This is a genomic window from Spirosoma profusum, from assembly GCF_014699005.1.
Lineage (GTDB): Bacteria > Bacteroidota > Bacteroidia > Cytophagales > Spirosomataceae > Spirosoma > Spirosoma profusum.
Genome location: NZ_JACWZY010000029.1, coordinates 1 through 19,265 on the forward strand (window position 1 = coordinate 1; position 19,265 = coordinate 19,265).

At 46.9% G+C, this 19,265-nt stretch carries 18 protein-coding genes and 1 tRNA gene; 14 read left to right on the plus strand and 5 right to left on the minus strand.

The window, feature by feature from the left end; translation table 11 throughout:
- Positions 1-116: 116 nt before the first annotated feature.
- Positions 117-1,298, minus strand: a complete 1,182-nt coding sequence (locus IC229_RS26295) for an acyltransferase family protein (RefSeq protein ID WP_190890545.1) — start codon at positions 1,296-1,298, stop codon at positions 117-119.
- 222 nt (positions 1,299-1,520) lie between these two features.
- Between IC229_RS26295 and IC229_RS26300 the strand changes: the two genes are divergently transcribed.
- A complete protein-coding gene (locus IC229_RS26300) occupies positions 1,521-2,807 on the plus strand; it encodes an MFS transporter (RefSeq protein WP_190890547.1) in 1,287 nt (428 codons plus the stop codon).
- Between the two features lie 110 nt (positions 2,808-2,917).
- A complete protein-coding gene (locus IC229_RS26305) occupies positions 2,918-3,403 on the plus strand; it encodes a RidA family protein (protein ID WP_190890549.1) in 486 nt (161 codons plus the stop codon).
- 31 nt (positions 3,404-3,434) lie between these two features.
- Here the strand turns inward: IC229_RS26305 and IC229_RS26310 are convergent, their stop codons facing one another.
- Complete coding sequence (locus IC229_RS26310) at positions 3,435-4,160, minus strand: pirin family protein (protein WP_190890551.1); 726 nt, start codon at positions 4,158-4,160, stop codon at positions 3,435-3,437.
- A gap of 228 nt (positions 4,161-4,388) precedes the next feature.
- Positions 4,389-4,462: transfer RNA gene (locus IC229_RS26315), tRNA-Met, on the minus strand.
- 112 nt (positions 4,463-4,574) lie between these two features.
- Here IC229_RS26315 and IC229_RS26320 point away from each other — a divergent pair.
- The 6 genes from IC229_RS26320 (at position 4,575) to IC229_RS26345 (ending at position 11,424) form a co-directional block, all read left to right on the plus strand.
- Positions 4,575-4,967: an START-like domain-containing protein gene (locus tag IC229_RS26320; protein WP_190890553.1), complete on the plus strand. Its 393-nt coding sequence runs from the start codon at positions 4,575-4,577 to the stop codon at positions 4,965-4,967.
- 151 nt (positions 4,968-5,118) lie between these two features.
- Positions 5,119-6,624: an LptF/LptG family permease gene (locus IC229_RS26325; protein ID WP_190890555.1), complete on the plus strand. Its 1,506-nt coding sequence runs from the start codon at positions 5,119-5,121 to the stop codon at positions 6,622-6,624.
- 117 nt (positions 6,625-6,741) lie between these two features.
- The gene (gene rpsO / locus IC229_RS26330) at positions 6,742-7,017 is read left to right on the plus strand and encodes a 30S ribosomal protein S15 (protein WP_190890563.1); all 276 of its coding nucleotides are present in this window, start codon (positions 6,742-6,744) and stop codon (positions 7,015-7,017) included.
- A 290-nt stretch (positions 7,018-7,307) separates the two neighbouring features.
- A complete protein-coding gene (gene pnp, locus IC229_RS26335; protein ID WP_190890571.1) occupies positions 7,308-9,434 on the plus strand; it encodes a polyribonucleotide nucleotidyltransferase in 2,127 nt (708 codons plus the stop codon).
- A gap of 75 nt (positions 9,435-9,509) precedes the next feature.
- Positions 9,510-10,373 carry a sigma-70 family RNA polymerase sigma factor gene (locus tag IC229_RS26340; protein WP_009282104.1) on the plus strand — a complete coding sequence of 288 codons (864 nt, stop codon included), beginning with the start codon at positions 9,510-9,512 and terminating at the stop codon, positions 10,371-10,373.
- Between the two features lie 184 nt (positions 10,374-10,557).
- Positions 10,558-11,424 carry a hypothetical protein gene (locus IC229_RS26345; RefSeq protein WP_190890573.1) on the plus strand — a complete coding sequence of 289 codons (867 nt, stop codon included), beginning with the start codon at positions 10,558-10,560 and terminating at the stop codon, positions 11,422-11,424.
- 10 nt (positions 11,425-11,434) lie between these two features.
- On the opposite strand, the gene lepB is transcribed toward IC229_RS26345, so the two are convergent.
- Together lepB and pucL are read right to left on the minus strand one after the other, a co-directional pair.
- On the minus strand, positions 11,435-12,595 hold the full coding sequence (gene lepB / locus IC229_RS26350; protein WP_190890575.1) for a signal peptidase I: 1,161 nt from the start codon (positions 12,593-12,595) through the stop codon (positions 11,435-11,437).
- Positions 12,596-12,728: 133 nt separating this feature from the next.
- Entirely contained in the window at positions 12,729-13,574 is an 846-nt protein-coding gene (gene pucL, locus IC229_RS26355; protein ID WP_190890576.1) for a factor-independent urate hydroxylase, read from the minus strand.
- 113 nt (positions 13,575-13,687) lie between these two features.
- On the opposite strand from pucL, the gene allB reads away from it, so the two are divergent.
- The 6 genes from allB to IC229_RS26385 all read left to right on the plus strand — a co-directional run bounded on the left by allB (position 13,688) and on the right by IC229_RS26385 (position 19,221).
- Positions 13,688-15,025, plus strand: coding sequence for an allantoinase AllB (gene allB, locus IC229_RS26360; RefSeq protein WP_190890578.1), 1,338 nt, complete (start codon positions 13,688-13,690; stop codon positions 15,023-15,025).
- A 1-nt stretch (position 15,026) separates the two neighbouring features.
- A complete protein-coding gene (locus IC229_RS26365; RefSeq protein WP_190890580.1) occupies positions 15,027-16,271 on the plus strand; it encodes an allantoate amidohydrolase in 1,245 nt (414 codons plus the stop codon).
- A 36-nt stretch (positions 16,272-16,307) separates the two neighbouring features.
- The gene (gene allE / locus IC229_RS26370) at positions 16,308-17,054 is read left to right on the plus strand and encodes a (S)-ureidoglycine aminohydrolase (protein ID WP_190890581.1); all 747 of its coding nucleotides are present in this window, start codon (positions 16,308-16,310) and stop codon (positions 17,052-17,054) included.
- A complete protein-coding gene (uraD, locus tag IC229_RS26375; RefSeq protein WP_190890583.1) occupies positions 17,051-17,557 on the plus strand; it encodes a 2-oxo-4-hydroxy-4-carboxy-5-ureidoimidazoline decarboxylase in 507 nt (168 codons plus the stop codon). Before allE ends, uraD begins: the two co-directional genes overlap by 4 nt.
- On the plus strand, positions 17,554-17,889 hold the full coding sequence (gene uraH, locus IC229_RS26380) for a hydroxyisourate hydrolase (protein WP_190890584.1): 336 nt from the start codon (positions 17,554-17,556) through the stop codon (positions 17,887-17,889). The genes uraD and uraH overlap by 4 nt, the downstream gene beginning before the upstream one ends.
- A gap of 96 nt (positions 17,890-17,985) precedes the next feature.
- Entirely contained in the window at positions 17,986-19,221 is a 1,236-nt protein-coding gene (locus IC229_RS26385) for a M20 family metallo-hydrolase (protein ID WP_190890586.1), read from the plus strand.
- Positions 19,222-19,265: the final 44 nt, after the last annotated feature.

Consider the following 19,265-nt stretch of genomic DNA (forward strand, 5'->3'; position numbering starts at 1 on the left):
GCCCACAATGCTTACAGGAGACTGCTTCTAAGACCATTCACAAAGATGCTTGAATCAACGCAGTTAAGCCACTACCGGATATTGGTTTATAAAATCTCGACGTAGCTACTAAAACTTTACAAAATCTTCGCCACTGATATGTTCTGACGTAACAAACGACTGCTCAGATAACTCAAACCCAGTGCTCCAATAAACACGAACGTGAATTTTAAAGAAACTACTACGTCCAAACGTAACAGCGCAAACTGAAGCCAAGTCACAAAGCAGTAGTGTACTACGTATATACCATAGGCGTTTGCGGAAAGAGTTTGCCAGATGAGATTCGGTTTAAAAATAGTTTGTCGGAAGACACTTAAGCAGGCGCAGATACTGGTCAGGCAACTCGCAATAAATGCTAAATCGAAGAATAAATAGCCTATTGTTTCTGTCCAGTTTCCTTGTTTTACTTGTTCAGCACCAAATTCTGCAACCAGGCGAATCAGAACGTAGCACACAAGGCTTACTCCGAGCCAGAACGGCCAGCCGATACCGAAGAGTCGGTTATTGTGGAAAAAGTAGTTTTGCCAGAACGTAGCACCGAGGCAACCACCCAGTAGAAAAAATAAGAGATAGAAAATTACCCGATTGAGTTGAAAATCAAACGGTCCCCAATTACCGATCCAGGTATATTGCCCCACCCATAGACTCAGCGGAATAAAACTTAGGGCAACCACTACGTAGAGAACGGCTCCCAGACGTAGCGGTTGCTCACTCAGGTGGGTCAGCCATTGCCCAACACGGGTAAAAAACGTAGGCCACTCACTGAAAATAAGTGCGGCTACTACGTCGAACGCCAGCAACAGCCAGATAAACCAGGGTGGTCCCACCGGCCATTCCTGCGTGAAAATGTAATCATTCAGAAAACCAGAGAGCGACGTATCGTGCGTAGCTACGTAGTACGTAGGAAGATACGCCAACGGAATAAGCACTACCTCAGCCACCAAAAATGGAAGTCCTAAACGTAGCAGCCGGTCTTTCAGATACGACTTCACGCCTTTTTTAGTAAGCCCACGGTAGACAAACAGTCCGCTGATGAAAAACATGAGCGGCATGAAAAAAATATCATTGAAGCCAATCAGGGTATCCATGCCGGCCCAACGTTGTTCATCGACAATCGGCGCGGTGGAACTGATGTAATGAGCCGGATTAAAGTAAGCAAACGTAGGGTAAGCCAGCGCGGCATGATGCGCCACCACCAGCAACGTAACAAACGCCCGTAAGTAATCCAGCCAAACCATCCGCGTCTTTTCAGTCTCCATACAGTTGATGATACGTATTTATCGCGTCAATGAAGCAAAAAAAACGCGAAAGCTGCATGCTACGTTAGTATCTGCATTAATTTAGCCCGACAATCCACGGCATGCTACATATTAGTCAATTACTGCTAATCGAATGAATAAGATACACAGTAGAGCCAACTAAACGAAAGTCTTTAGAACGTAGCAAACATCAACTAATTTTCGAATTCGTACTCAATCTGCATGAACGCCACCCTCGCGAAATCCCGCTGGTACCGTCTGTTACCCATTGCTTTTATCACCTATAGTCTGGCCTACCTCGACCGGGCGAATTATGGATTTGGTGCTGCCAGCGGTCTGGCAGCCGATTTGAAGATTACCCCCACCATGTCGTCACTGCTGGGGGCGCTGTTTTTTCTGGGTTACTTTTTCTTCCAGGTTCCGGGAGCCGTTTATGCCGAGAAGAAAAGCGCTAAAAAACTCATTTTCTGGTCATTAATCCTTTGGGGTGGTCTTGCAACAGCCACAGGCCTTATCAGCAACGTCTATGCGCTGATTGTGATTCGGTTCATGTTGGGCGTTGTCGAAAGTGCGGTTATGCCGGCGATGCTACTGTTTTTGAGCCGATGGTTTACCAAAGCCGAACGTTCGCAGGCCAATACGTTCCTGATTCTGGGTAATCCGGCGACAATTCTCTGGATGTCGGTGCTATCGGGTTATCTGGTGCAGGCAGTAGGCTGGCGGTGGATGTTTATCATTGAAGGACTACCAGCCATTATCTGGGCCTTTTTCTGGTGGCGTCTGGTGGATGATAAGCCGCAGGACGCTACGTGGTTGACCGATGCTGAAAAGCAGGCGGTTACCGACCAGTTACAACAGGAACAACAGGGTATTAAACCCGTTAAAAATTACGGAGAAGCGTTCAAATCGCGGGTGGTTATCCTGCTCAGTTTACAATACGCTCTATGGAGTATCGGCGTTTATGGGTTTGTCATGTGGCTTCCGACGATTCTGAATGCAGCGCCCAATATGAACATTGTTAAAACGGGCTGGTTGTCGTCGGTTCCTTATCTACTAGCGATCATCGGTATGTTGAGCGCTTCCTACTTTTCCGATAAAACCCAGAACCGCAAGGCATTTGTATGGCCTTTTCTGCTACTTGGTGCCATTGCCTTCTATGCATCGTACTTAATCGGTGTGAATCAGTTCTGGCTTTCGTTCGTGCTGCTAATCATAGCTGGTGGGGCAATGTACGCGCCTTATGGGCCATTTTTTGCCATTATCCCAGAAATACTCCCAAAGAACGTAGCGGGTGGCGCTATGGCACTGATCAACAGCTTTGGCGCGCTGGGATCTTTCCTGGGCACCTTACTTGTGGGGTATTTAAACGGAACTACCGGCGGTTTTGGCGCATCTTATCTTTTCATGGCGGGTTCCCTGCTCCTATCAGCAATCATTACGTTAATCGCTGTTAAAAAGCCAGCCGCCACGTCCATGCCCGAACCCGGCACTCCAATTTTACAGGAGTAACAACTTTTTGAGCATATCCATCGTATCAGGCCATCGTTTTAGCGGTTGACTGAACTGTACTTCAACCGATTATTTTGACCTGCTTACTGCTACGTTCCTTCAGGAAACCCATGAATACACTTCTGTCACTTATCTCATTATCAACTTATTTCCTGATCCTTTCAACGTCGTTTGGGCAGCAGGCAAAACAAATCGTAACATTATCAAATCCCCCTACGGTAGCTACGCCAAGGGGGTATAGCCATTTGGCAGAAATTGACTTAGGCACGGCGAAAATGGTACTTATTGCCGGACAGGTGGGGCTGGATGTTCAGGGGAACGTAGTAGGTAAAGGCGATCCTAAAGCGCAGTTCGAGCAAATCTTCCGAAACTTACAGGCTCTTGTCACTGCGGCAGGTGGTAAAATGGAAGACTTGGTTAAACTGACTGTTTATTTTCGGGATATGTCCCATGTACAGTTGTTTCGGGACGTACGTGATCAATACGTTAATCACCAGCATCCACCGACAAGTACAGCTGTTGAAGTCAGTAAATTATTTCGCGATGATATTTTAGCGGAGGTTGAGGCAACAGCTATTATTCCTAAGGGAAAATAAGGCTGCAAAATTCAACAGCTAGATTTTCGGATTATAGCTTATCCAGTGGCACTTCCAATAACAACAGCAGGGCATTGTTCGACAAGGCTTCCCAATCGATGGTTTGATCTTTTATATTGCTCAGAGCCAGTCCATCCCGCTCATGAAGCAGTCGGTTTTGTACTTCAAAGGCACCGCTCAACACAAAAATAAAGGTGCCGTCGCTCGCCCGTTCCAGGTGATATATGTCCTCAGCTCGCCCCACGTAACGGCCAATATAACCATGAAAACTTAGCGGACTCGTTCGCTGATTGGCGTTTACATCAAAAAGGGGCAGCAGTTGATTTTCCTGTTGTAAGTCAAAATTAATGGTCTGCAAACCCGGTTGAAAATCAGGAGAAGCGTTTGACTGCCAGATTACAATGTAATTGATTACTTCCGTATCGTAGGGATTGCTGATCTGGTAACTCATGCCACCCGTTAATGAAAATACCTGAACCTGCCCAGTTTCCAGAAATCCATTACCGACATCGCTTTTGTATTCGAGGCCTCCCACAAGTGGTAGAATAATTACCTCCGTATTTTGCTCAACGGTTAAGCCTATGCTTCGGCCGGGTTTCAACTGATCATCGTTAAGAACCTGTAACGCGCCGAAGGGTTCCCGGCTTTCAGCTACGTATTGACCAAAATTAAAACTGTGAAAACTGTTAAAAAAGTCGACCTGCGACTGGCCACGCTGGTCGGCCAGATAAATTTGAGCTTGCGTCTGTCTATCCATGTAGGGTAAATATAGGCCTCGAAACGCTACGAGTAAGGTATTGTATAGTTGTGTTAACGATCATCTCTGCCTAAATAGTAGCAGAACGTAAATTACGGGAGTAGAACAAGAGAATTATATAAAAACAGTTACTAAACGGAGATATCGAAAATGAAAATGTATTACCTATATTGTATCTAACAAAAAAAGCCGTTACGTAAAAAAAACGTAACGACTTGATAATCAGAGTAGCGGGGAGCAGGATCGAACTGCCGACCTTAGGGTTATGAATCCTACGCTCTAACCATCTGAGCTACCCCGCCGGATTTACCACAAAAGTAATGAAAAATTGGCTGGGCTCAAAAAACAGCGTTGACTTTCGCAAAAAAAATCGTTTACCTTTGCCAATAGCCCCCTTTTCTGACAGGAACGTCTATGGAAAAACACAAATTCATCGCCGAATATGAGCTCCGGGCATCCCCCAAAATGCTATTCCCGTATATCAGTACGGCATCGGGTCTGTCGCAGTGGTTTGCGGCCAAAGTAAATATGATGCCTGAACAGCGGTTTGATTTTCAGTGGGATAACGAGAGCCATTTCGCCAGACAGGTATCGATGCGACAAAATAAAGGGGTTCGTTTTGAATTTTTGGATACAGCCGAGAACGGCTCTGACAATAATTATATAGACTTCCGCATTGATCAGAGCGAACTGACTCAGTCAACGTTCCTACGCATTACCGACTATTCATCGACCACCGATGAAGACGAACTTAAAGACCTATGGGATGGGTTAATGGATAAGTTGAAGGAAATAGTGGGCAGTTAAAAAAGCTTAATCACATACGAAAGTTATAAAGTTTTAGGGTTATAGAGTTGTAAAGTTCATGAGCGCGTCAGCCCCGGTGTGGATTCGCAACTTTATAACCTTATAACCCTACAACCGCAACGGCGGATCGTTTTATAACTTCCAATTTGGAATGAAAAGGATTGATAAGTTAATACTCGGCTCGTTTTGGGGGCCGTTTTTTTTAACCCTGGCGGTCGTCATCTTTATTTTTCTGATGCGGCTGCTGATGTTTTACATCGACGATTTTGTCTCCAAAGACCTCGACATGGCCACGTTTGGCCGACTCCTTTTCTACTTTGCCTTGCTAACAATCCCAACGGCCCTACCCCTTGCCGTACTGCTTTCGTCGCTGATGACCTTTGGTAATCTGGGCGAATTCTTTGAGTTGACTGCCATGAAAAGTGCCGGTATTTCGCTGACACGGGCCATGCGACCCTTGCTCATCGTGGCCATCGGTATCAGCGCTTTCTCATTCTGGTTCAACAATTCCGTATCGCCCTGGGCCAATCTCAAAGGGTACAGTCTGCTCTATGACATCAAAACCGCTAAAGCAACGCTGAATCTTAAAGAAGGGATTTTTTATAACGACCTGCCGGGTTATAGTATTAAGGTCGACGAAAAGGTAAAATCCGCTTTGGATAGCGCAAAGGGTGAATTGCTGAAAGGGCTGGTTATTTATAAACACCCTATGAGTGGCGTTGCCTCAGGAAATCGTGAAATTATTCTGGCTGATTCTGGACGTATGTATACCGATAAAGATCGAACCTACCTGGTTTTTCAGCTTTTCAACGGCAACGACTATCAGGAATATTCAGATAATGCTAGCGTAAATTTTGCCAGCAGCGCGTCTGTCAACGGTGGTGCTCAGTTTGTTAGGAATACATTTAAAGATTATCGGCTGGTTATCAGTCTGGAATCGTTCGGAATTAAACGTACCGACGAAAATCAGTTTGAATATCACGAATACATGAAAAATCTGAAGGAGCTATCTGCATTGACGGATTCGCTCCAGAAAGAGTACACGAAAACTAGTCTGAACGTAGCAAGTACGTCGAAGCAGTATTATACGTATCAGTTCAAGTCGGATGCCGTGCTGAAGCAGAAAATCGTGAAAGACGGCAAATGGGTCGATTCAGTACTGAAGAAGAAAGCCATCGCCCCACCCGAACTGGCGCAGGCCGCCCTGGCGCAGGCACAGAATATTCTGTCGTATGCTACGTCGAATATTACTTATATGACTGATAAAGAGAAAAGTGTCTGGCGGTATCAGTTGGAGAGCCATCACAAATTTACGCAGGCCATTGCCATTTTTGTGATGTTTCTGATTGGTGCATCTATGGGTGCTATTATTAAAAAAGGTGGTTTTGGCCTTCCTGTGCTGGTATCGATTGTCTTTTTTATCTTCCTATACGTACTAACTCTCATGGGCGACAAATACGCCAAAGACGGGCTGTTATGGGTACCATTGGGTGCCTGGATGGCTAATCTGGTCTTGTTTCCTATTGGCCTGTTTCTGATGCAGCGCGCCCGGCACGACTCGCGATTGTTCGATAAAGACGTATATATTATTGCGTGGGAGCGGTTGAAACGCAAATGGGCCACTTATCGAGGACAGTCAACAGTTGTTAGTCATTAGTCGCTGGTCGTCAGTCAATAGAGCTATAATAAACTATTGACTGAGGACTAGCGACTAACAACTCTTTTTACTACCTTTGCACCCGAATTTATTTTTCCAACAAAAAGCTGTCTGAAGATGTATCTAACGACCGAAAAAAAGCAGGAGATATTCTCCACCTCGGGTCACGCCAAAAGTGCAATTGACACCGGGTCGGCCGAATCCCAGATCGCGCTGTTTACCTACCGGATCAGTCATTTGACCGAGCACCTGAAAGTCCACAAGCACGATTACGGCACCCAACTGGGTCTTTTAAAATTAGTAGGTAAGCGTCGGCGTTTGCTGAACTACCTCCAGAAAAAAGATATCACACGGTATCGGGCTATTCTGGCCGCACTCGGATTACGGAAGTAATCGGGCTACATCACAAAAGGGAATCTGCTCATAGTAGATTCCCTCATTTTTGTTGTTTATACACCTGAGAGCAACTATTCTTAAAACAACACCATTTTCTTTTTATTAGTAACTTCTTTTTGTTCACACATTCGTCTGATTTACCAATCAAAAGAATGTGAAATGTTGACTTATTCGAACGTACCGAACTAAAAGAAGTCTGTTTGAGTAGAGTAAATAAGGGTGAACCATTAATCTGTTGTCACCTAAGCGGTTTAAAGCTGAACGAAGACGTATTCAAAATCTGCTGTATGTTTGAAATCACCACGCAAGTTGTTGCGTTGCCCGATGGGCGGGAAATTACTATTGAAACCGGGAAATTGGCCCGGCAAGCCGATGGAGCGGTAGTTGTACGGTTGGGCAACACGATGTTGTTAGCCACTGTAGTATCCAGTAAAGAGGCCAAAGCGGGCGTCGATTTTCTCCCCCTCTCTGTTGATTATCAGGAAAAATTCGCTTCTGCTGGACGTATTCCAGGCAGTTTCCAACGGCGGGAAGGCCGATTAGGCGACCACGAAATTTTGATTAGTCGATTAGTTGACCGGGCGCTACGTCCTATCTTCCCCGACGATTACCATGCTGATACGCAGGTAATGATTACGTTGATTTCTGCTGACCCCGAAGTTCAGCCCGACGCCCTTGCAGCTTTAGCGGCTTCATCGGCATTGGCGGTTTCCAATATTCCTTTTAACGGACCTATCTCGGAAGTGCGGGTTGCCAAAATTGACGGCAAATACGAAATAAACCCTAAAACTGCCGATCTTGAGCGTGCTACTATCGATCTGATTGTGGCGGCAACAGAAAAGGATATTTGCATGGTAGAAGGCGAAATGGACGAATGTTCAGAAGCCGAAGTAGTGGAAGCCCTGAAAGCTGCTCACGAAGCCATTAAAGTACAATGCCAAGCTCAGAAAGAACTGGAGGCTAAAGTAGGTAAAACCGAAAAACGGCAGTACAGTCATGAAACCCATGACGAAGTACTACGTGAAGCAACACGTGCCTATGCCTACGAAAAAATCTATAAAGTTGCTCAGGGACGGAATCCAAGCAAGAAAGCGCGTTCCGAAGGCTTTAAATCTGTTCGTGAAGAATATCTTGCTACGTTCGGAGATGATTCCGAAGTTGACCCTACGCTGGTAAAAACTTATTTGCACGATTTGGAGTGGGAAGCTGCCCGTCGGTTAGTGCTTGATGAACGCATTCGTCTGGACGGTCGTCAACTGGATGAAATACGTCCTATTTCGACCGAAGCAGGCCTTTTACCAGGCCCGCACGGTTCATCACTGTTCACCCGTGGCGAAACGCAATCGTTAACAACTGTTACGTTAGGTACGAAAATCGACGAGCAGATTGTTGACCAGGCCATGTATCAGGGCTACAATAAGTTTCTCCTGCATTATAACTTCCCAGGTTTCTCAACGGGAGAAGTAAAACCCAATCGGGGAGCTGGTCGGCGCGAAATTGGACACGGGAATCTGGCCCATCGCTCGTTGAAAAAAGTATTACCTGCCGACGCCGATAACCCATACACTATCCGGATTGTATCTGACATTTTGGAATCGAATGGTTCGTCGTCGATGGCAACGGTTTGTGCAGGTACGATGGCCCTGATGGATGCTGGTATTAAAATCAAGGCACCCGTAGCTGGTATCGCCATGGGCCTTATCTCCGATGGTGAAAAATACGCTGTACTGTCTGATATTCTGGGTGATGAAGATCATCTGGGCGACATGGATTTTAAGGTAACCGGTACTGAAAAAGGCATTGTAGCCTGCCAGATGGACCTTAAAGTGGACGGCTTATCCTACGAAGTGTTGGCTCAGGCATTGGAACAGGCTCGTGTTGGTCGGTTGCACATCTTGAATGAGATGAAGAAAGGCATCGCCGACGTACGTCCTGATCTCAAGCCTCACGCTCCACGCGCCATTGTTATCAAAATCGATACGAACCAGATTGGTGCCGTTATCGGCCCCGGTGGGAAGGTTGTGCAGGACATTCAGAAGGATTCGGGTGCAGTAGTTAACATCGACGAGCGCGACAACGCGGGCTGGGTCAGCATCTTTGCCACCAACAAAGAAAGTATGGACAGGGCTGTATCACGTGTAAAAGGTATTGTGGCTGTTCCGGAAGTAGGCGAAACATACGTCGGTAAAGTTAAAACCATTCAGCCGTTCGGAGCCTTCATCGAATTCATGCCAGGGAAGGATGGCTTATTACACATTTCCGAGATTAAGTGGGAGCGCCTGGAGACCATGGATAATGTACTTCAGGTAGGTGAAGAAGTGACAGTAAAATTGATTGATATTGATAAAAAGACAGGTAAGTACCGATTGTCACGGAAAGTATTGCTACCGAAGCCAGAGAACAAAAATGCTTAGGATATTGTTACTTTTTTGCGTAATGGAACGTCTAAAACTAACGTTATACAGTCGCGCCACCGGGAACAACGTATTATGAGACAGCTAAAAATTTCTAAACAGATTACCAACCGTGAAAGTCAGTCGTTAGACAAGTACTTACAGGAGATTGGTAAAGTGGACCTGCTTACACCTGACGAGGAAGTAACTTTGGCCCAGAAAATTCGCGAAGGCGACCAATTATCGCTGGAACGTTTAACGAAGGCCAACCTTCGCTTTGTGGTTTCTGTAGCCAAACAGTACCAGAATCAGGGGCTCTCGCTGGGCGATTTAATCAACGAAGGGAATTTAGGGCTTATTAAGGCCGCTCAGCGTTTTGATGAAACGCGTGGGTTCAAATTCATCTCATACGCCGTTTGGTGGATACGTCAGTCGATTCTTCAGGCATTAGCCGAGCAGTCGCGTATTGTCCGTTTGCCATTAAACCGGGTTGGTTCGCTCAACAAAATCTCGAAGACATTCTCCGATCTCGAACAGAAATTCGAGCGGGAACCTTCGCCCGAAGAGCTGGCCGCTGTGCTGGAGATTTCGGCAGCTGAAGTTGTTGATACGTTGAAGATTTCAGGTCGCCATGTATCAATGGATGCACCATTCGTGCAAGGTGAAGAAAATAGCCTGCTCGACGTTCTCGAAAATGATGGCGAAGACAAACCGGATTCGGGTCTGATTAACGATTCGCTACGTAAGGAAGTGCAGCGCGCCCTGTCGACCCTGACCCAGCGCGAAGCCGATGTCATTACGTTGTACTTTGGCCTGAACGGCGAACATGCCATGACGCTCGAAGAAATTGGCGAGAAGTTCAATTTGACTCGTGAACGGGTTCGGCAAATTAAAGAAAAAGCTATCCGTCGCTTACGTCATACCTCGCGCTCAAAAGCGTTGAAGACGTATCTGGGTTAAGAAAAATAGATCATCAAAAAAGGCTCCTGTGAAAATAGGGGCCTTTTTTGTTGCAATGCCAGCAGTGGTCAGGTATTATTGTCACAAATAAAAAATTAACACTTGACTGTACCGATTTATCAGCCCATTCCACAACCTTGTTGGCTGTATCTTTTTACACGTCAGGTAGATTTAGATTCATCTAATGCGCCTTTTCCTCCCTACCCTGATCCTGCTGTTGATGGCATCATGTCAGCGATCACTCCCCGACACAATTTGTCAAGCATGGAAATTCGACGGCTTCAATATAAGTCCCGAATATGAGGAAAAGCTGGCTAGCGCAGAGAATGAAAGTGCACGAGAGAAATTCCGGCAGTTTCTCAAAAATAGTGGTAGCGTCACCGAAACGAATTGGCGATTTTACCCGAATGGAACCTGTGCCATGCTTTCAAAATATCATTACAGTGTTAAACGGTGGGAGTTAAACGAAAGCACGGGACAGCTCGCCATAATCAATGGTAAAACCCGTGAATTTTATCAAATCGAACGGGATGGTACCAATCTGACACTGTCGGAATTAACCAACAAAAGTGTAACAAAAGGACACGTTTCAGCAACACTTCGTCCGAATCCTGAATACGAGGAAGGTAGCATTGACTTGCTGGCACCAACCCGTAACGAGTGGCGCAATAAACCTTTACAACCCGAATCGTTTCGAGCCATCCAAAAACGGCTCATCGACCAACTTACTTATATGATTGATTATTTTGAACTGACTAATAAGAAAAAACAGACCTATTTTAATACGGGCCACCTGAATTCACCCTTCCAGTTTTATAGTGGCGGTATGGGCTTATTCAACCCCAATGAACTTCCGCGCACCTGGGTAGGGCAGTTTTACGACAATGGCGATGCTTTAAAAGCTCATAATCTGCTGGCAGGGGCTTTTCGGAGTGGCTTGACCTTTCCGCATAGCGAGAAAACCTACACCGACGCCTACGCTCGTTTCCTGAAACAGGTTAAAGCATTTGTGCTGGTACAGGAAGAACCAAAAGCATTACCTGCTCAGTAACGAAGCCGACCTAGTTTATCACCCGGAACAGGCGATTCCAGCGGATTTTGTGCCAAATATCAGCCGGAACGGGATCTATCGACATCCAGACAAATACGGCCTTACCAACAATATGGTCTTCTGGCACAAATCCCCAATACCGCGAGTCTTCAGAATTGTGCCGGTTATCGCCCATCATGAAGTAGTAATCCTGTTTAAACGTATACGACGTAATAGACTTGCCGTTTAGTTTCACCTCATCCGCTGCAACCGTTACGTTTTCGTTCTCTTCGTAACGACTGATAATTGGCCCATATACAGCGATGGTCTGTTTATTCAGCGGCACGGTCATGCCTTTTTTGGGCACTGTAAGCGGCCCGAAATTGTCCTGATTCCAGGCATAAGCCGAACCGCCGTAAATTCCCGGCGACGAATTACCGGCAGGTTCAGTCATTGGCTCAATACCCGTTACCCAATCAAATTCTTTGAATTTCGCAATAACCGACGGTAGTGTATTAACTCTGTATCCGACCAAAACAGGAGCTTTGGTGCTATCATCATAAGCCTCAAGGGGTTGCCAGTTGATAAAAGGCCCTTCTTCCGATTTATAGTCGTTAACAATGTCATACTTTCGAAAGAAACGGTCATCAAGCACTTCCTTCGTTTTTACAAAATAGGTCGTCTGCGCGCGGGCGGGCAATGCCATTACGTTCTTGTTGACGTAAACCTGTTCATTATGTATTTCCACTACGTCGCCGGGGATTCCGATACAGCGTTTGATAAAATTCGTTCGTAAATCGGTGGGATAATCGGGTTCACCGGCTTTCGGAGGTGGATAATTGAAAACTACTACGTCGCCATTTTTCACCGTTGTAAAACCCGGCAAGCGGAACGAAGGCAGTTGAATAGCCGTGCTGTACGATGGAATATTGGTTCCCCAGATTTTCTGATGCGTAAGCGGGACCTGTAAAGGCGTTTTGGGTGTTCGTGAACCGTAGTGAAGCTTGCTGACAAACAGATAATCGCCCACCATTAAATTACTCTCCATTGAGGGCGTCGGGATAGCGAAGGCTTCAAATGTCAGAAACCGAATAAGTGTAGCGGCAATGACCGCAAACAATAATGAATCGAGCCATTCCCGAAGAGGTGATTTTTTAGACGTACTAACCGCCTTTTTTCGTGCCTTGAACATATTGCTAATAAGCTAAAAACCAGATCAGAAATATAGTACGACCGCTTCATACGTAGCATCTGTTTTTACACAGACGGTTCTGTATCGGGCTGAAAGAAATCACTTCGCTCAACGTAGCAAACTACGACGTACTTTATTCCCTGGTCACAGTCCCAGTGATGTAGCCGTATGGCTCGTCGGTAGCGATAAAAATTTCGTTTTTGTTTTCTATGCCAAACTGTTCCAGATTGAACAGAATGTGGTGTTTATTCGGCAGTTTCAAACTAATCTCGCTCACTTCCGCATGGTTTTCCAGCACCGTAGTCCCCATCGCCAGTAACGTCTGTTGAACGGATAAGCTCTTGTGGTGAGCAAACGTTTTCAGCAGCGTTTCACGGATTTGCGTATACAGGCTTGTAAAATCTAAATCTGCGCTCACGTAATCCCAGGTGGCTTCACATTGCGTTGAAAAAATCCGGTCGGCAGTTTCCTTCAACGTAGTGAATTGATCTTTGATGTAACCTTCAAATCCCGAATCCGTCGTTTTCAGTATCAATAGTTCTTTAATTCCAGAGGTAATCTGCACACCATCAGCCGTTTGCACAACACTTGTTGTATGCTTTTCAGACGATCCGCCTACATACGCGTGATGGTGCGGCTTTTCGTCGAAAACCATGCGCTGCCAGGGATATTCCATAATCTCAACGTTCACTTGCGTTACCTGCGAATTATATTGAATAAAATGATTCGCCAGGATAAGGGCAAAATTTTCAATTGAATCGACAAAGTGCTCTCTAGCAAGAGCATAGACAGTATTTTTCTGCGTATCGGTTGGCAGAATCTTTGAATTATCACCGAGCGTGTGCGCCGTTTCGAAATCACCTTCCAACGATACGTTGACAGAAATCTGCCTGAATTCATGGTAATCCGCGTGCCGAATAACTTTCGACAGATTTACGGCATTTTTTCCATATGCATTTTTTTTCAGGGTGAGTTTCATAGCCATTTCGGTTGTTTTCGGAACTATTAGAAGCTAGTATAGCTATAAATTTTCTATTTTGGTCAACACTGCGTTAGGCACTACGTATCGACAGTAGGCCGGACAATCTTATTATGCCTGAATTTGCCATTAAAGGAGATAATGTGGTTACGCCAGAAGGCATCCAACCGGCCGTAGTGCTGGTATCGAATAGCCTGATTACCGACGTTCGATCAGACGTACCGGAAGGCTATAACTATCCCATAATCGATGCTAATAACAACGTATTGATGCCCGGCATCATTGACCCACACGTACATATCAACGAGCCAGGCCGGGCGGATTGGGAAGGTTTCGATACGGCGACACGTGCTGCAATCGCCGGTGGGCTAACTACGCTGGTCGATATGCCGCTGAATTCATCGCCGGTTACGACTACGGTTGGGGCATTTACAAAAAAAATAGCTGCTACGTCAGGGAAGTTGCACACGAATTGTGGCTTTTGGGGTGGGCTCGTACCGGGAAATACTGCCGACATTGAGCCGTTGATTGAGCAGGGCGTACTGGGTTTTAAGGCGTTTTTGACGCATTCTGGTATAGACGATTTCCCAAACGTAACAGAAGCCGATCTACGAAAAGCCATGCCCATTCTGGCAATGCATGGCCTGCCGCTTCTGGTTCATTGTGAGTTATCGACCGATGAATTACTGGCAACCGGCAGTAAACGCTCGTATCAAAACTACCTCACTTCTCGTCCCAAATCGTGGGAAGATGAAGCCATTACGTTGATGATTCGGTTGTGTGAAGAGTACAACTGTCGAACGCATATTGTCCATTTATCATCGGCGAATTCGCTCAAAGCCATTGCCGAAGCTAAACAAAAGAAATTACCGCTAACTGTCGAAACGGGGCAGCATTATCTGTTTTTCAACGCCGAACAAATTATGGACGGCCAAACCCAGTATAAGTGTGCGCCACCCATCCGCGAAAAAATTAATAACGACCAGTTATGGAAAGCCCTGCGAGAAGGCTTGATCGACTTTGTCGCCACCGACCACTCCCCCGCCCCACCTGACCTAAAGCAGATCGATAGCGGTGATTTCATGAGCGCCTGGGGGGGAATTGCGTCGCTGCAACTTTCCCTTCCGATTCTCTGGACGGCTGCCCGACAACGGGGCTGTAACGTAGCAGATATGGCCCGATGGTTGTGTGAAAACCCGGCCAAACTAGCTGGTTTATCGCATCGAAAAGGACGTATCGCTGTTGGTTACGACGCTGATTTGCTGGTCTGGAATCCTGATACATCGTTTATTGTCAGTGAAGAAATGCTGCATCATCGCCATAAAATGACGCCTTATCTGAACGCTACGTTAGTTGGAACCGTCGAACAAACATATCTGGGTGGCGTACCCGTTTTTGAAAATGGGCAGTTCCAGAAACTGAACGCCGGTCAAATCGTCAAACGCCATTGACATGAGTGATTATAGACAACGTGCGGAGAACGTACTACGCCGAATCGATCAGTTGGCGTCGATAAGTGAAGACAGTATGGGGATCACACGTACCTTTGGAACCGGCGCTTTTCTGCGGGGAAGTGCCCTGATTCAGCAGTGGATGCTGTCCATTGGCTTGCAAACACGTACTGATTCAATTGGCAATGTCCGGGGACGCCTGGAATGCGCCAACATCGACGCAAAAACCTTCGTGCTGGCTTCGCATATGGATACGGTTGTCAACGCCGGGAAGTTTGACGGCCCACTGGGTATCATTATGTCGCTTAACCTGATTGAACAAATAATACAATCAGATAAGCCGTTGCCATTTCATATTGAGTTGATTGCGTTTAGTGATGAAGAAGGCCTTCGGTTTCATACAACGTATCTGGGCAGCAAGGTAGTAGCTGGTTCTTTTGACTCCGAATTGCTCACAAAACGTGATACGTCCGGTGCTACGTTGGCAGAAGTTATATCGGAAATGGGTGGCTCGACAATCAACCTGGCCGAAGATGCCATAGCGCCCGAAAACTGGCTTGGTTATTTTGAAATACATATCGAACAGGGGCCCGTTCTTTATGAACGTAACGTACCGGTTGCCGTTGTGCTAGGCATTGCTGGTCAGAAACGTATCGATGTTACGTTCCAGGGAATGGCCGGTCATGCCGGAACGGTACCCATGACGATGCGTCAGGATGCTTTGTGCGCGGCTTCCGAGTTTGTTCTGGCTGTTGAGCAACTGGCTGCCAATCAACCAAATCTGGTGGCTACGGTGGGCAAACTGAACGTAACGAACGCAGCCAGCAACGTAATACCGGGTGAAGTCAATTGCAGTCTGGATGTACGTAGCAACGACGGGGCTCTTTTGAATCATACGTATCAGGCTCTTCAGGATGTTTGCGAATCGATTGGCTGGAAACGCAGCGTGGAAACTACCTGGACGCTAGTTCAGGAAACTGCCCCCGTTGCCTGTGATGCAAACCTGAACGCGACATTAGCCCAATCCATACTGGACTCTGGCTATTCCCTCATCGAACTGGTCAGTGGAGCCGGGCATGATGCAGTACCCATTTCGAACGTAGCACCCGTGACGATGTTGTTTGTGCGCTGTTTTAAAGGCATCAGCCACAACCCCCTCGAAAACGTAGAGCTGAACGACGTAGCGGCTGCGTTACAAGTTGGCGATACGTTCCTTACTCAGTTAATTGACCAATACACATCCTGAACGTCTCGAATGCTACGTTCGTAAATAAAGATTCTTATGGAAATTTCTGCACTTACCCGTTCCGTTGTCACTCGTACCCACGCGATTATCAGTCCCGACGGTTATATCAACAGCCGCGTACCAGGCTGGGATAACTGTACGGTCAACGTTATTATCAACGAGCAAATGGGGGCGCATCTGTGCCAGACGCTCGTTACGTTCCTGGAAGCGGGGAAACTGGTCGGCAAAACAGAGAAATCGCAACTTTTTTTCTACGTCGTACAGGGGCAATGTCAGGTAACGGTTTCGTCCGAAACCAACGTAGTGACATCTGGCCACTACGTTTATATTCCCATTGGGCAGACGTATCAGGTGGAAAACACGTCGCCGGGAACCCAACTGATTACGTTTCAGAAAATCTACGAAAAACTGGACGGCTACGACGTACCGCCGATTATCTTCGGCGATGCCGCCAATATCGATGGACCAACGTATCTGGGTGATCCGGCGCTACGTCTTCAGGTATTATTGCCCGATACGTTTCATTTCGACATGGCCGTCAACATTTTCACCTACGATCCCGGCGGCCACCTTCCCTTCGTGGAAACGCACATCATGGAACACGGACTGACGTATTTGCAGGGGCAGGGCGTGTATATGCTTGACCAACAGTGGTATCCTATTAAAAAGGGGGACTCTATCTGGATGGCTCCGTATTGCCAGCAATGGTTTACGGCGATGGGCAAAGAGCCTGCCGTTTACATTTATTATAAGAACGTGAACCGCTTTCCTACAACTATATGACCCTTCCCGAGTTAAACGAAATAACTTCGGCCGAACGGAAAGCGGCCCTTTCGACCTGCTGCGATTCGTCGGCCTGGGTGGCGGAAATGGATAAGATTTTCCCGGTCGAGAGTACCAATACGTTGTTCGAGCAGGCCGAAGTCATCTGGTTTGCCTGCTCCGAATATGATTGGCGGGAAGCCTTTTCGCACCACCCAAAAATCGGCGATGTTGATTCGTTACGCGTGAAATTTGCCAATACCCGCAGTTGGGCATCGGGCGAGCAAGCGGGTGTATCGGCGGCATCAGAGGACGTATTGGAACAACTGGCTGACGGGAATAGGCAGTATGAAGAAAAATTTGGGTATATATTTATTGTCTGCGCCACGGGCAAATCGGCGGAGGAAATGCTGGCGATACTACGTTCCCGATTACCCAACCGACCGGAAGATGAAATCCTACTTGCGGCTCAGGAACAGGATAAAATTACACGAATACGATTGAAAAAACTGTTGCAGTTATGAGTGCCATTACAACCCACATTCTCGACACCACGCAGGGAAAACCCGCCGAAGGTATCAGCGTTATTCTGTACCAGCAGCAACGTCAATGGACCGAAATTGCGCGGGGTATCACCAACGCCGATGGACGCATCGGCGATTTGCTGAACAGGAACGTAGTATTGCCAACCGGTACGTATAAAATCTGTTTCGAAACGGGCGCTTATTTTAGTCAACTCAACGTTGTTACGTTCTATCCATTTGTCGAAATTACGTTCTCCGTCACCACTGGCGAACATTATCACGTACCGTTACTATTGAATCCGTTTGGTTATTCGACGTATCGAGGGTCATGAAATGAGTGATAAATGATAAGTGATGAGTGCCATCTCAAAGCAGATTCACTTATCGTTTATCACTCATCACTTATCGCTCATCACTTATCACTCACTATGAACATCAACCCATCCCGTCTTCAGCACTATTTTGAGGTATCGAGTGGCATCGGAAAAATTGGCGAAACCGGTATGTGCCGACCCGCTCATTCGGCTCTCGAAAAAGAAATGTTTATGCACGCCAAAGGTTGGATGGAGGCCGCCGGTCTGACGGTACGTATTGACAGTTTCGGGAATCTAATCGGGCGATTGGCTGGTAAAAACCCGGATGCTCCCATCCTGATGACGGGCTCGCATCTGGATACGCAACCCTACGGCGGCCGTTTCGACGGTATTTCCGGGGTTTTATGCGCCATCGAAGCGGTTTGTACAATTGCTGAACAAGGGATCGTACCCGAGACTAACATCGACGTCATTGCGTTTGCCGACGAAGAAAGCTGGCGGTTCAATAAAGGCTTGTTTGGGTCGCGGGGCATTCTGGGCAAACTGGAGCCCGGTGAACTGCAACGTACTGATAAAGACGGTATCACCCGCGAGCAGGCGCTACGTGATTTTGGCTGCGATATCACCAGGTTCAAGGACGACGAATACGCGCCAGGCACCATTGGCAGTTTTCTGGAGTTGCACATCGAACAGGGTCCGGTGCTTGAAAAACTTAACAAACCCGTTGGTATTGTGAGTGGTATTGCCGGGCCGCTTCTGCTAAGTCTAAGTTTGAAAGGCATGGCCGGTCACGCCGGGTCGGTACCGATGCCGTTACGTAAAGATGCCTTGCTGGGTGCCTCGAAAGTAGTGGTGGCTGTCAATGAGATAGCGTCTCAGTTTACGCCTGCGCCAACGGTGGGCACCGTCGGAACGTTGGATGTTTTTCCATCGTCGCGGAATATTATTCCCGAGTCAGTACGTATGACGATTGAATTCAGGGATATCGACATGGGACGACGTAACACCTGCGAAAGCCAACTCCGGGAAGCCATTGCCGCCATCGCTCAACAACATAATCTGACGTACGAGTTAACGGTCGATACCGACATTAAATCAAGCTATTGTGCTGATTGGATAAAAGACACCATTCGGGAAAGTTGTCAGGAACTAGGGTTGGATGCGCCAGAACTGGTGAGCGGGCCGTTTCATGACGCCCTAGTGATGTCGGAAACCTGCGATTACGGGATGATTTTTGTCCGTTGCAAAGACGGCATCAGCCACAATCCGCTCGAATATGCTTCCTACGAAGACCTGGCTTTAGGTTGTGAAGTGCTTTACCAGACGATTTTGAAAATGGTAAATGTATGATGTAGGATATATGATGTACGTAGCTCACCACCAATGCACTTTAT

Coding starts and splice junctions, on each gene's coding strand:
- IC229_RS26295 (WP_190890545.1), bottom strand. CDS start 1,298: ATGGAGACTGAAAAGACGCGGATGGTTTGGCTGGATTACTTACGGGCG.
- IC229_RS26300 (WP_190890547.1), top strand. CDS start 1,521: ATGAACGCCACCCTCGCGAAATCCCGCTGGTACCGTCTGTTACCCATT.
- IC229_RS26305 (WP_190890549.1), top strand. CDS start 2,918: ATGAATACACTTCTGTCACTTATCTCATTATCAACTTATTTCCTGATC.
- IC229_RS26310 (WP_190890551.1), bottom strand. CDS start 4,160: ATGGATAGACAGACGCAAGCTCAAATTTATCTGGCCGACCAGCGTGGC.
- IC229_RS26320 (WP_190890553.1), top strand. CDS start 4,575: ATGGAAAAACACAAATTCATCGCCGAATATGAGCTCCGGGCATCCCCC.
- IC229_RS26325 (WP_190890555.1), top strand. CDS start 5,119: ATGAAAAGGATTGATAAGTTAATACTCGGCTCGTTTTGGGGGCCGTTT.
- rpsO (WP_190890563.1), top strand. CDS start 6,742: ATGTATCTAACGACCGAAAAAAAGCAGGAGATATTCTCCACCTCGGGT.
- pnp (WP_190890571.1), top strand. CDS start 7,308: ATGTTTGAAATCACCACGCAAGTTGTTGCGTTGCCCGATGGGCGGGAA.
- IC229_RS26340 (WP_009282104.1), top strand. CDS start 9,510: ATGAGACAGCTAAAAATTTCTAAACAGATTACCAACCGTGAAAGTCAG.
- IC229_RS26345 (WP_190890573.1), top strand. CDS start 10,558: ATGCGCCTTTTCCTCCCTACCCTGATCCTGCTGTTGATGGCATCATGT.
- lepB (WP_190890575.1), bottom strand. CDS start 12,595: ATGTTCAAGGCACGAAAAAAGGCGGTTAGTACGTCTAAAAAATCACCT.
- pucL (WP_190890576.1), bottom strand. CDS start 13,574: ATGAAACTCACCCTGAAAAAAAATGCATATGGAAAAAATGCCGTAAAT.
- allB (WP_190890578.1), top strand. CDS start 13,688: ATGCCTGAATTTGCCATTAAAGGAGATAATGTGGTTACGCCAGAAGGC.
- IC229_RS26365 (WP_190890580.1), top strand. CDS start 15,027: ATGAGTGATTATAGACAACGTGCGGAGAACGTACTACGCCGAATCGAT.
- allE (WP_190890581.1), top strand. CDS start 16,308: ATGGAAATTTCTGCACTTACCCGTTCCGTTGTCACTCGTACCCACGCG.
- uraD (WP_190890583.1), top strand. CDS start 17,051: ATGACCCTTCCCGAGTTAAACGAAATAACTTCGGCCGAACGGAAAGCG.
- uraH (WP_190890584.1), top strand. CDS start 17,554: ATGAGTGCCATTACAACCCACATTCTCGACACCACGCAGGGAAAACCC.
- IC229_RS26385 (WP_190890586.1), top strand. CDS start 17,986: ATGAACATCAACCCATCCCGTCTTCAGCACTATTTTGAGGTATCGAGT.